Source organism: Pigmentiphaga sp. CHJ604 (genome assembly GCF_036972535.1).
Classification (GTDB): Bacteria; Pseudomonadota; Gammaproteobacteria; order Burkholderiales; family Burkholderiaceae_B; genus Pigmentiphaga; species Pigmentiphaga daeguensis.
In genome coordinates this window covers 4,778,037-4,789,641 of sequence record NZ_CP136998.1, presented here as the reverse complement: position 1 = coordinate 4,789,641, position 11,605 = coordinate 4,778,037, and the positions used below count along the sequence as shown (strand labels likewise).

General features: G+C 68.6%; 11 protein-coding genes. 6 read left to right on the top strand and 5 right to left on the bottom strand.

The window, feature by feature from the left end; genetic code table 11:
• The first annotated feature begins 138 nt into the window (after positions 1-138).
• Both erpA and R4823_RS22985 read left to right on the top strand, forming a co-directional pair.
• A complete protein-coding gene (gene erpA / locus R4823_RS22990; protein WP_087841632.1) occupies positions 139-507 on the top strand; it encodes an iron-sulfur cluster insertion protein ErpA in 369 nt (122 codons plus the stop codon).
• A gap of 111 nt (positions 508-618) precedes the next feature.
• Positions 619-2,556 carry an ATP-binding cassette domain-containing protein gene (locus tag R4823_RS22985; protein WP_338616166.1) on the top strand — a complete coding sequence of 646 codons (1,938 nt, stop codon included), beginning with the start codon at positions 619-621 and terminating at the stop codon, positions 2,554-2,556.
• A 45-nt stretch (positions 2,557-2,601) separates the two neighbouring features.
• On the opposite strand, the gene R4823_RS22980 is transcribed toward R4823_RS22985, so the two are convergent.
• Both R4823_RS22980 and R4823_RS22975 read right to left on the bottom strand, forming a co-directional pair.
• Entirely contained in the window at positions 2,602-3,705 is a 1,104-nt protein-coding gene (locus R4823_RS22980) for an anhydro-N-acetylmuramic acid kinase (RefSeq protein ID WP_132980568.1), read from the bottom strand.
• Between the two features lie 11 nt (positions 3,706-3,716).
• Positions 3,717-5,168: a M23 family metallopeptidase gene (locus R4823_RS22975; protein ID WP_243724672.1), complete on the bottom strand. Its 1,452-nt coding sequence runs from the start codon at positions 5,166-5,168 to the stop codon at positions 3,717-3,719.
• A 263-nt stretch (positions 5,169-5,431) separates the two neighbouring features.
• Here R4823_RS22975 and tyrS point away from each other — a divergent pair, with 263 nt between their 5' ends.
• From tyrS to R4823_RS22955, 4 genes are all read left to right on the top strand, one after another.
• Positions 5,432-6,709: a tyrosine--tRNA ligase gene (gene tyrS / locus R4823_RS22970; protein ID WP_087841628.1), complete on the top strand. Its 1,278-nt coding sequence runs from the start codon at positions 5,432-5,434 to the stop codon at positions 6,707-6,709.
• Positions 6,710-6,804: 95 nt separating this feature from the next.
• Positions 6,805-7,455, top strand: a complete 651-nt coding sequence (locus R4823_RS22965; protein WP_087841627.1) for a YbhB/YbcL family Raf kinase inhibitor-like protein — start codon at positions 6,805-6,807, stop codon at positions 7,453-7,455.
• On the top strand, positions 7,448-8,101 hold the full coding sequence (locus R4823_RS22960) for a histidine phosphatase family protein (protein WP_087841626.1): 654 nt from the start codon (positions 7,448-7,450) through the stop codon (positions 8,099-8,101). The genes R4823_RS22965 and R4823_RS22960 overlap by 8 nt, the downstream gene beginning before the upstream one ends.
• 23 nt (positions 8,102-8,124) lie before the next feature.
• The gene (locus tag R4823_RS22955) at positions 8,125-9,015 is read left to right on the top strand and encodes a LysR substrate-binding domain-containing protein (protein WP_087841625.1); all 891 of its coding nucleotides are present in this window, start codon (positions 8,125-8,127) and stop codon (positions 9,013-9,015) included.
• Here R4823_RS22955 and otnI read toward each other — a convergent pair.
• Genes otnI through R4823_RS22940 form a run of 3 tightly spaced genes read right to left on the bottom strand, consistent with a single transcriptional unit; the run spans position 8,981 to position 11,596 of the window.
• The gene (gene otnI, locus R4823_RS22950; RefSeq protein WP_087841624.1) at positions 8,981-9,811 is read right to left on the bottom strand and encodes a 2-oxo-tetronate isomerase; all 831 of its coding nucleotides are present in this window, start codon (positions 9,809-9,811) and stop codon (positions 8,981-8,983) included. The genes R4823_RS22955 and otnI overlap by 35 nt on opposite strands.
• A 22-nt stretch (positions 9,812-9,833) precedes the next feature.
• A complete protein-coding gene (locus tag R4823_RS22945) occupies positions 9,834-10,769 on the bottom strand; it encodes a 2-hydroxyacid dehydrogenase (RefSeq protein ID WP_087841623.1) in 936 nt (311 codons plus the stop codon).
• Between the two features lie 17 nt (positions 10,770-10,786).
• On the bottom strand, positions 10,787-11,596 hold the full coding sequence (locus R4823_RS22940; protein ID WP_087841622.1) for a class II aldolase/adducin family protein: 810 nt from the start codon (positions 11,594-11,596) through the stop codon (positions 10,787-10,789).
• Positions 11,597-11,605 lie beyond the last annotated feature (9 nt).

Here is an 11,605-nt window from a genome sequence, read left to right as displayed (position 1 = left end):
TGTGGCCGCCGGCTGTAGTGTCCCTGGCGGCGCCAGGGTTGAAATCAAGCGCCAATAGCGGTTGAATTACCCATTAACCAGATGATTTACAGCGCATGTGCGGCACGGGCCGCGCCTACGCGCAGGCAAGGAGCAGTCATGAACGCAGCAGTCGAACAAGCCAGCCTCGAGGCCCCGCCGATGGGTCTCGTCTTCACCGATGCGGCGGCCGCCAAGGTCAAGGAGCTGATCGATGAAGAAGGCAATCCGGCGCTCAAGCTGCGCGTCTTCGTGCAGGGCGGCGGCTGTTCCGGCTTCCAGTACGGCTTCACCTTCGACGAAGACGTCAACGAAGACGATACGCAACTGGACAAGAACGGCGTGCAACTGCTGATCGATTCCATGAGCTTCCAGTACCTGGTCGGTGCCGAGATCGACTACAAGGAAGGCCTGGAAGGCGCGCAATTCGTCATCAAGAACCCGAACGCCACGTCCACCTGCGGCTGCGGGTCGTCGTTCTCGGTATAAGGCGGGGGCCCACAGGGGCCGCGCCTTTCCGTCCTTTCTTCCAGGGCGCCCTCGCGCAAGCCAGGGCGCTTTTTTCGTTTTCGCTCCTGACCGGTCCGCCCGGCGTGCTTCATGGCTCTCATCGCTCTGACCGACATCGAACTGGCCTACGGCCACGTCCCTCTTTTGCACCGTGCCAGCTTCTCGGTGGAGGCGGGCGAGCGGGTGGGGCTGATCGGCCGCAACGGCACCGGCAAGTCCTCGCTGCTCAAGCTGCTGGATGGCCGCTCCCTGCCCGACGACGGCCTCATCTCGCGCCAGGACGGCCTGAAGGTCGCCACGGTGGAACAGGAGCCGGTATTCGACGAATCGGGCACGGTGTTCGACGCCGTCAGCGAGGGCCTGGCCAAGGGGCGCGACCTCTTGCGTGCCTACCAGCGCCTAACCCACGAACTGGCGGAAACGGCCGGCGGAGCGGACCACGACGCGCTCCTGGCCCGGCTGCAATCCCTGCAGGCGGAGCTGGAGGCGCACGACGGCTGGACGGTGCAGGCGCGGGTCGAGGCCACGCTGGCCCGGCTGAACCTGCCCGCCGATGCGCCGGTGGCCGGATTGTCGGGCGGTACGCGCAAGCGCGTGGCGCTGGCCCGGGCGCTGCTGGGCGATCCTGATCTGTTGCTGCTGGACGAGCCCACCAACCACCTGGATTTCCAGGCCATTGCCTGGCTCGAGGAATTGTTGAAGGCCTTTCCCGGCAGCATTGTCTTCATCACCCACGACCGCCGCTTCCTGGACGCCGTCGCCACTCGCATCGTCGAACTCGACCGCGGCGAGCTCTCCAGCTTTCCGGGATCCTTCTCCACCTACCAGATGCGCAAGGCCGAGATGCTGGAGGCCGAACGGCTGGAGCAGGCGCGTTTCGACAAGCTCCTGGCCCAGGAGGAAGTGTGGATACGCAAGGGCGTCGAGGCGCGCCGCACGCGCAGCGTCGGCCGGGTCAAGCGGCTGGAGCAGCTGCGCCTGCAGCGGGCCGAGCGCCGCGAGCGCATGGGCAAGGTCAGCATCGACGTGGCCGAGGGACAGCGTTCGGGCAAGCTGGTGGCCGAACTGACCGATGTGTCGAAGTCGTTCGGCGACAAGGCCGTCATCCGCTCGTTCTCGACCACGGTCATGCGCGGCGACCGTATCGGCCTGATCGGACCGAACGGCGCGGGCAAGACCACGCTGCTCAAGCTCATCCTGGGCGAACTGGCCCCCGACACGGGTTCGGTCAGGCAGGGCACCAATCTGTCGGTGGCCTACTTCGACCAGATGCGCAGCCAGCTGGACGAGGACATGGCCCTGGCCGACGTCATCAGCCCGGGCAGCGAGTGGATAGAGATCAACGGCCAGCGCAAGCACGTGATGAGCTACCTGGGCGACTTCCTGTTCGCGCCCGAGCGTGCCCGCTCGCCGGTCAAGAGCCTGTCCGGCGGCGAGCGCGCGAGGCTGCTGCTGGCGCGATTGTTCGCGCGGCCGGCCAACGTGCTGGTGCTGGACGAACCCACCAACGATCTCGACATCGAGACGCTGGAACTGCTGGAGGAACTGCTGCAGGACTACTTGGGTACGGTCTTCCTGGTCAGCCACGATCGCATGTTCCTGGACAACGTCGTGACGCAGACCATCGCCTACGAAGGGGATGCGCGCTGGCGCGACTACGTGGGCGGCTACGACGATTGGGCGACGCAGCGCGCCAGGGCCGAGGAAGCCAGGTCGGCCGCGGCCAAGCCCGCGCGCGAGGCCGCCCGCGACGAACCAGCCGCTCCCGCGCCGGAGAGAGCCGCTCCCGCCAAGCCCGGCCGTTCGCGCCTGAGTTCCTGGGAAGCGAAGGAACTGGAGGGCCTGCCCGACGCCATCGCCGCGCTGGAGGCCGAGCAGCAGGAACTGAACGGGAAACTGGCCGACGGATTGATCTATCGCGACGATCCGGCCGGCGCGACCGCCATCCAGCAGCGCCTGGCGGCGATCGAGGACGAACTGATGGCCAAGCTCGAGCGCTGGGAACTGCTGGAAAGCAAGCGGGGCTGACCCTGCGCGGTTTCAGCGCGCACCAGGCCGTCCGGTGTCGTCGCCCTACGCAGGATAATAGGCGCCCAGCACGCGGGGACCGGCCGCGCCGGTCACGGCGGGCAGGTTGCCGGACAGGCCGGCGACATGGCGATGGGCCAGCCAGGCGAAGGCCAGGGCCTCCATCTGCTGGGCAGGCACGCCCGCGTCGTCGCTGGGTGCGACGGGGCAGGGCAACGCGTCGGCCAGGGCCCGCATCAGGCCGCCGTTGCGTGCGCCGCCACCGCAGACCCACACCTGCTCGCAGGCGGGAAGCTGGCGGCGTATCTCGCGCGAGACGGTTTCGACCGTCAGGGCTTGCAGCGTGGCCTGCACGTCGGCCGCGGCCAATACGCCGTGGCGGGCCTGCCAGGCCTGCAGGCGCTGGTCCAGCCATGACGTGTTGAACAGGTCGCGTCCGGTGGATTTGGGCGGCGGGGCCGCCAGCCACGGTTCGGAGGCAATGAGTTCCGCCAGCAGGTCTGGCCGCATGGTGCCGGAGGCGGCGTAGCGGCCGTCTTCGTCGTAGTCCCGGCCCGTATGCCGGGCGCACCAGGCGTCCAGCAGCAGGTTGGCCGGGCCGGTGTCGTAGCCCACCACGCCGGCGGGCGACAACAGCGTGACGTTGGCGATGCCGCCCAGGTTGACCACGGCGCGCGGCCGGTCGGTGCCGAATATCGCCGCGTGGAAGGCCGGCGCCAGCGGGGCGCCATGCCCGCCCGCGGCCAGGTCGCGACTGCGCAGGTCGGCCACGACCGCGATGCCGGACAGTTCGGCCAGGCGGGCGGGGGCGTTCAATTGCACGGTGTAGCCGGCATCGGGACGGTGGCGGACGGTCTGCCCGTGGGCGCCGATCGCGCGAACCCGCGCGGCGTCCAGGCCGGTCCGGGCCAGCAGTTCGGAGACGACCTGCGCATAGAGGTCCGCCAGGGCCATGCCGGCTTGCGACATCCTGTGGATCTCGTCCGGGCCCGGCGTGTTCAGAGCCAGCAACTCCGCCCGCAAGGCCGGCGGCATGGCGACGTCGGCATGCGCGAGGATGCGGGGCCGGCCGCCGTCGAACACGGCGGCCACGCCATCCACGCCGTCCAGGCTCGTTCCGGACATCAGGCCGATGTACGGTTCGGCCATGGCGGACGGCCTTATTGGGCGGCCAGCGACATGTCGCCCGCCGGCATGCTGTAGTCCTTCAGCTGGGCGAGCAGCGACATCTGGTGGCGCAGGGGATCGGTCTGCTGCTTGAACAGCGCCAGGCCGCGGGCGCTGAGCTCGGGGGCCTGCGGCAGGGCGACGGTGAGCGGATCGACCGGCTTGCCGGCGATGCGGAACTCGTAGTGCAGGTGCGGGCCGGTGGCCCAGCCGGTCGAGCCGACGCGGCCGATGAACTGGCCCTGGCTGACGCGGGAGCCCTTGGACAGGCCCGGCGCGAACGCGCTCATGTGGGCATACAGCGTGGAATACTGGCCGTGGTGGCGGACCACGACCACGTTGCCGTAGCCGTTCTGCTTGCCGATGAAGTCGATAGTGCCGTCGGCGGTGCTGCGGATGGGCGTGCCGGTGGGCGCGCCGTAGTCCACGCCCTTGTGCTCGCGCCAGGTTTTCAGGATGGGGTGGAAGCGGCGCGAGAAACCGGAAGTGACCCGGGTGAACTCCATGGGCGCGCGCAGGAAGGCCTTGCGCAGGCTCTTGCCGTCGAAGGTGTAGTAGCCGCCGCTGACGCCGGGCTGCTGGTCGAACCAGACGGCCTGGTAGGGCGTGCCCTTGTTGACGAATTCCAGCGCGATGACCTTGCCGGCCCGCACGTAGTTGCCCTGGTGCGTATAGGTTTCGTAGACCACGTTGAAATGGTCGCCGCGGCGCAGGTCGCGGTGGAAGTCGATGTCGCCCGACAGGATCTCGGCGATCTGGGTGGCGACGCTGTCGGGGATGTCGGCGGCATCGGTGGCGCCGAACAGCGAGCTGTAGATCTCGCCGTGGGCGATGCGGGTCTCGCGCTCGGTGTCCAGCTGCACGTCGCGGGCCGACAGGCCTTGCGCGGAGCGTTCGATCTGCAGCATGCGCGAGACGACCTTGTCGCCGGACTCCGCGCCCGGGGTATGGATGTAGCGCAGCCAGCGGACTTCGCCTAGCGCGTCGGTGGAAGCCTGGACCACGCGGCCGGGGTAGAGCTGGTAGAAGCTGCGGGCGTCCGGCGAGGTGCGGATGAAGCGCTCGAGCTCGGGATCGTCCACGCCCAGGCGGTTCAGCAGCGTGGCGACCGAGTCGCCGCGCTGGACCCGTTCTTCGCGGATGAAGTCCGGCGCCTTGGCCTCCTGCTCGGCGACCTGTTCGGACAGGTCCGGCAGGGCCAGCGACTCGACGATGCGGGTCGTGGGCAGGGTCGAGGCGTCCGGCGCCAGCGGCGCGACGCCGATGGCGGCGGCGGTCACGAACAGGCCGGCGGCGCCGGTGCCGATGACGATGCGGCGTTTCAGCGGCGACGAGGTGATGGTCAGGGTGGCGGGATGGGAGGTGATGCGGGAGAGGGTTTGTTGCACCGCTGCGGCGATGCGCTTGAGCATCGCGCCGGCGATGCCGGAAAACTTACGATTCATGCGGCCTGGCCCCTGGGGTCGGTTGGGCTAGAATTGCTTCGGAGTGCGGGTCCGGAGCGCGGCGTGTCTCGGGCCCCGTTGTATTGCCGCAACTTTGTTGCGAAGCACAAATAGCGTCGCTGGGCTCGATTCATGAACCGAACCCGCGCCTTCATATTTGTAACAACGGGATGTCGCCGAAACGGGCCGAGTATATAGAAACTCCCCCTGGCCTGCCAATACGATTGTTTACACTTGACACACTTTCCAGAGCTGTCCGCGCCATGACCGAAACGAAACCCGACTCGTCCGTATCCCTCCCCTCTGGCACGCCCGGGGCGGCGGCGACATATCCGGTTACACCGGAGGTCGAGCGGGACCTGGCGATCGTGCGGCGCGGCTGCGACGAACTGCTGGTCGAGGCCGAATTCGCGCGCAAGCTGGCCCGCAGCCGGGCCACCGGCGTGCCGCTGCGCATCAAGCTCGGCCTGGATCCCACCGCGCCCGACATCCACCTGGGCCATACGGTCGTCCTGAACAAGATGCGCCAGTTGCAGGAACTGGGCCACACGGTCATCTTCCTGATCGGCGACTTCACCTCGATGATCGGCGACCCCAGCGGCCGCAACGCCACCCGCCCGCCGCTGACGCGCGAGCAGATCGAGGCCAACGCCAAGACCTACTACGCCCAGGCCAGCCTGGTGCTGGACCCGGCCCGCACCGAAGTCCGCTACAACTCGGAATGGTGCGACCCGCTGGGCGCGCGCGGCATGATCCAGCTCGCCTCGCGCTACACCGTGGCCCGCATGCTGGAGCGCGAGGATTTCACCAAGCGCTTCAAGGGCGGCGTGCCCATCTCGGTCCACGAGTTCCTGTATCCCCTGATGCAGGGCTACGACTCGGTGGCGCTGAAGGCGGACCTGGAACTGGGCGGCACCGACCAGAAATTCAACCTGCTGGTGGGGCGCGAGCTGCAGAAGGAATACGGCCAGGAGCCCCAGTGCATCCTGACGATGCCGCTCCTGGAAGGGACGGACGGCGTCGAGAAGATGTCCAAGTCCAAGAACAACTACATCGGCATTTCCGAGGCGCCCGAGTCGATGTTCGGCAAGCTCATGTCGATCTCCGACACGCTGATGTGGCGCTACTACGAGCTGCTGTCGTTCCGGTCGCTGGAAGAGATCGCCGGCTTGAAGCGCGAGGCCGAGGCCGGCCGCAATCCGCGCGACATCAAGGTGATGCTGGCCCAGGAAATCGTTACACGTTTTCATTCGGCCGCCGCCGCCGAACAGGCCCTGGCGGACTTCGAGGCTCGCTTCAAGCAGAAGGCCATTCCCGACCAGATGCCCGAGGTCTCGATCGCGGGCGCGCCGCTGGGCATCCTCCAGGTGCTGCGCGAGGCGGGGCTCTGTGCCTCGGCCTCCGAGGCGCAGCGCAACATCGAACAAGGAGGCGTGCGCATCGATGCGGCCAAGGTCGAGGACAAGGGCCTGAAGCTGGACGCCGGCACCTACGTCGTACAAGTTGGTAAACGAAAGTTCGCGCGCGTCACGGTACGATGAGGGACCGGAGTCGCTTTCCGGGCCGGCGCGAACCATCCCGCCCCGCGCCGCCTTTGGCACACCATGCCAGGTAGACGATTTTTAGGAGTATCGCGATGAAGCTCTGGAGCAATTCCTTCATGGATGGCGAACCCATCCCGGCGCGTTATGCCTTCGGCAAGATCGATCCCAAGACGCAGGTGACGCTGTCCGACAACGTCAATCCCCATCTGGCCTGGGACGACGTGCCCGCCGGCACGCAATCGTTCGCGATCATCTGCCACGACTACGACGTGCCCAGCAAGGGCGACGACGTCAACCAGGCCGGCAAGCAGGTGCCGGCCGATCTGCCGCGCGTGGACTTTTTCCACTGGGTACTGGTGGACGTGCCCGCGGGCAAGACCGAAATCGAGGAAGGCGAGTTCTGCAACGGCGTGACGCCGCGCGGCAAGGCCGGCCCGATGGCTCCCGGCGACACCCGCCAGGGCGTCAACGACTACACCGGGTGGTTCGCCGCCGACCACGACATGAGCGGCGATTACTACGGCTACGACGGCCCGTGCCCGCCGTGGAACGACTCCATCATCCACCACTACGTGTTCACCGTGTATGCGCTGGACGTGCCCAGGGTCGACGTCGACGGCAAGTTCGGCGGGACCGACGTGCGCCGCGCGATCGACAAGCACGTGCTGGGGCAGGCGGCCATCACGGGCACCTACACGCTGAATCCGGCCCTGGCGCCGCGCCGGATCGCGCCCAATGACTGAGCTCTGGCTGATCCGGCACGGCGAGACCGAATGGAACCGGTTGCGCCGGGTGCAGGGGACGCTCGACATCGGCCTGAATGCGCTCGGCCGCGCCCAGGCCGAGCAGGTCGCCGCCCGGTTCCGGCCCGGGCGCGACCGCGTGCATGCCATCTATAGCAGCGACCTGGCGCGGGCCCACGATACCGCCCGTCCCACCGCGGGCAAGCTGGGACTGGAAGTGCGGCTCGATGCCGGCCTGCGCGAACGCAAATACGGCGTCTTCGAAGGGCTCAGCTTCGACGAACTGGCCGAGCGCCACCCGCAGGCCGCGGTGGCCGTGCGCGAACGGCATCCCGACTACGAACTGGACGGCGGCGAATCGCTGCGCCAGTTCCATCATCGCGTGGTGGCCACGCTGGACCGCATCGCCGCCGCCCACAAAGGCGAGCGCGTACTGGTGTTCACCCACAGCGGCGTGCTGGACACCGCCTACAGGCATGCCGAGGGATTGTCGCTGCGCGCCGAGCGCCGGCACACGCTGCACAACGTCAGCATCAACCGCCTGCTGATCGACGGCGCCCGCTGGCGGGTGGAGAGCTGGGGCGACGTGGCCCACCTGGAAGGCGCCGGGCAGGACGCCTGGGAAGAGCCGGCCGACGCGGCCTAGGCTGCGGGGCCAGCCAACTCGCCGTGGACCTCAAGCAACTCGAATATTTCGTCAGCGTGGCCGAGCTGGGCGGTTTCACGCGGGCGTCCATCGCGCTCGGCATCGCCCAGCCCGCGCTCAGCCGGCAGGTGCGCCAGCTCGAGATCGAACTGGGGCAAAGCCTGCTCAGGCGCACCGGGCGCGGAGTGGTGCCCACCGAGGCGGGACAGATGCTGCTGGAGCACGGACGGGGCATCCTGCACCAGGTGGCGCGCACCCGAGAGGAGCTGGGACGGTTGCGCGGGGCCCTGGCCGGCCGGGTGGCGATCGGCCTGCCGCCCCGCTTCGCCAAGATGCTGACCGTGCCCTTGACCCGCGCCGTGCGCGCGCGGCTGCCCGAGGCGGCGCTGTCCATATCCGAGAGCCTTTCCACCGGGCTGCAGGAGTCGCTGCTGAGCGGCCGGCTGGACATCGCGCTGTTGTACAACCCGGCACCGTCACCGGACATCGACAGCGTCGTGCTGCTGGAGGAGGACTTCTACCTGGTCACCCGCCGCCAGGGGCGGGCGCGCAAGTCGATCAGCGTGCGCGAGCTGGCCGACGAGCCCTTGGTGATCCCGACCCGGCCCAACACCATACGCATGCTGGTCGAGGCGGAACTGGCCAACATCGGGCTGCATCCGCGCATCGCCATGGAAATAGACGGTGTGGCCGCCATGCTCGACCTCGTGGCCGAGGGCGTGGGAGGCGCGGTGCTGTCGGTCAATGCCGTTCGCACGTCGGGCCGCGAGGAGGTGTTCCGCGCGGTACCCATCGTCAAGCCGCGCCTGCGCAGCAAGCTGGCGCTGGCGGTCAGCGCGCAGCGCCCCGCCACGCGCACCCAGCAGGCCATGCAGGACATCATGCGCGAGCTGGTGCTGGGCCTGCGCATGTAGCGGCGCGAGCCCGGCGCAGCCACGCCAGCCCCGCCGACGTGCCGCCCGGCTGCGCGCCCAGCCGGGGGTGGTATTCGCAGCCGACCCAGCCGTCATAACCCAGTTCGTCCAGCAGCCCGAACAGATAGGGATAGTTGATCTCGCCGGTATCCGGCTCGTGCCGGTCCGGCACGCCCGCGATCTGCACGTGGCCGACGTGCCCGGTGGGCAGGTAGCGGCGCAGCCGGGCGGCCAGGCCGCCTTCCACGATCTGGCAGTGATAGAGATCCATCTGGATCTTCAGGTGGGGCGAGCCCACTTCGCGGACGATCCCATGGGCCTGATCCTGGCGGGTCAGGAAAAAGCCCGGCACGTCGCCAGGGTTGATCGGCTCGATCAGTACCGTGCGCCGGTCGCGCGCGGCCAGGTCCGCGGCCCAGGCCAGGTTCTCGACGTAGGTGGCGTGCAAGGCCGGGAGATCCGCCTGCGCAGGGATCCGGCCGGGCATGACGTGGAGGTTGTCGCAATCGAGCGCCGACGCGTAGTCGAGCGCATGTAGGAAGCTGTCGCGGAATTCGCGGCGCCGGTCGGGCAGGCAGGCGATTCCGCGTTCATCCGGGTGCGACCTGGGCGTGGCGTTGAAGAACACCAGGCGCAGCCCGTGATCGCGCAGCCGGGCCGCCAGCTCCGCTTTGGCATGGCCGTAGGGAAAGAAGAACTCGACCGCCGTGAACCCGTCCCGCATCGCGCAGCCGAACCGCTCCAGGAAGGGGCGGTCGGGATAGAGCATCGAGAGATTGGCGGCGAAGCGGGGCATGGTCGATGGCTCCGTGGGGCGTTCAGACCGGGGTCAGGACCTGTCCGCCGCGGAAGTAGGCGTCCAGGTTGTCGCACACCAGCCGTTCCATGTCGGCGCGCGACTCGCGCGTGAAGCCGGCGATGTGCGAGAGCGCCACGACCTGGTCCATGTCCAGCAGGGGCTGGGGCACGTCGGGCTCTTTCTCGAACACGTCCAGGCCCGCGCCGCCCAGCCGGCCTTCCTGCAAGGCCCGGACCAGCGCGGCTTCGTCGACCACGCTGCCGCGCGCGATGTTGACCAGGATACCTCGCGGGCCCAGCGCATCCAGCACTTCCGCGTCGACCAGGTGGCGGGTGGCAGGGCCGCCGGGGCAGGCCACCACCAGGAAATCGGCCCACCGGGCCAGTTCCACCAGCGAGGGCTCGTGCTCGTGCGGGCTGCCCGCGACCGGCCGGCGCGTGTGATAGCGCACCACCATGTCGAAGCCGGCCGCGCGGCGCGCGACGGCCTGGCCGATGCCGCCGAAGCCCAGCAGGCCCATGTTCTTGCCATGCACGCGGGTCATCAGCGGGCGCTGGCCGGTCTTCCAGCCGCCGGCCCGCACGAAGCGGGTCGTGACGGAAATGCCGCGCGCCACGTCGATCGCCAGGCCCATGGCCAGGTCGGCGACGCAGCCGTCCAGGACGCGCGGGGTATTGCTGACCTGCATGCCCAGGCGCCTGGCGGTTTCGACGTCGATCTTGTCGTAGCCCACGCCGAAGTTGGCGATGACGCGGACATTGGGCACGGCGTTCAGGATGTCGGCGCCGCAGGCGTCGCGCACGTGGATCGCGATGCCTTCGAACGCGGGGCCGTGCTCGGCCAGGAAGGCGGCGCGATCGGACTGCTTCCACAGCGGGGTGACGTCGTAGTCGCGCGCCAGCCGCTCGTCGGCGGGGGCGGTGATGGGGCCGATCTGCAGGATGCGGTGTTTCATCGTGGGCTCTCCCGGGGTCAATCGCGGTAGCTCGTATCGCGTCGGTCCAGCATCCGCAGCAGGGCCGGCCACTCGCGTTCGCCGTGGGGGGGATGGGTGCCGTCCGGATTGGGCGTGGGCGCGTGGCGCAACTGCTGATAGGCGCGCTCGGTCACGGCCGGCGCCGGCATGTGCAGCGGGCTGCCGGCCGACAGCGTCAGCAACTGTGTCTGGCATGCCCGTTCGAGCCGCTGCATGTTGACGAAGGCCTCGGCCACGGTCCTGCCCACGGCCAGCAGTCCGTGATTGCGCAGGATCATGACGTCGCGGTCGGCCAGGTTGGCGGCCAGCCGCCGGCGCTCGTCCACGTCCACCGCCACGCCTTCGAAGTCGTGGTAGCCCACGCCGCCGGCGAAGCGCATCGCGGTCTGGTTCAGCGGCAACAGGCCGCATTCCAGGGCCGAGACCGCCATGCCCGCCGGCGTGTGGGTATGCAGGACGCAGGCCACGTCCGGGCGCGCGCCATGGATCGCGCTGTGGATCACGTAGCCGGGCAGGTTGATCGTGTACTGCGCATTGGGGTTGTGGATCACCTTGCCGGCCAGGTCGACCTTGATCAGGCAGGACGCGGTGATCTCCTCGTACATCATGCCGAACGGATTGATCAGGAAGTGCTCGTCGTCGCCCGGGACCCGCGCCGAGATGTGATTGAGGATCATGTCGCTCATGCCGAACAGGTCGATCAGCCGGTAGCACGCGGCCAGGTCTATCCTCGTTCGTCTTTCCGCCTCGGTGATGGCGGCGGTCGTTTCCTGCGGCGCCGAAGGCGCCGTGCTGCGGTGGGTCATGACGTTTCC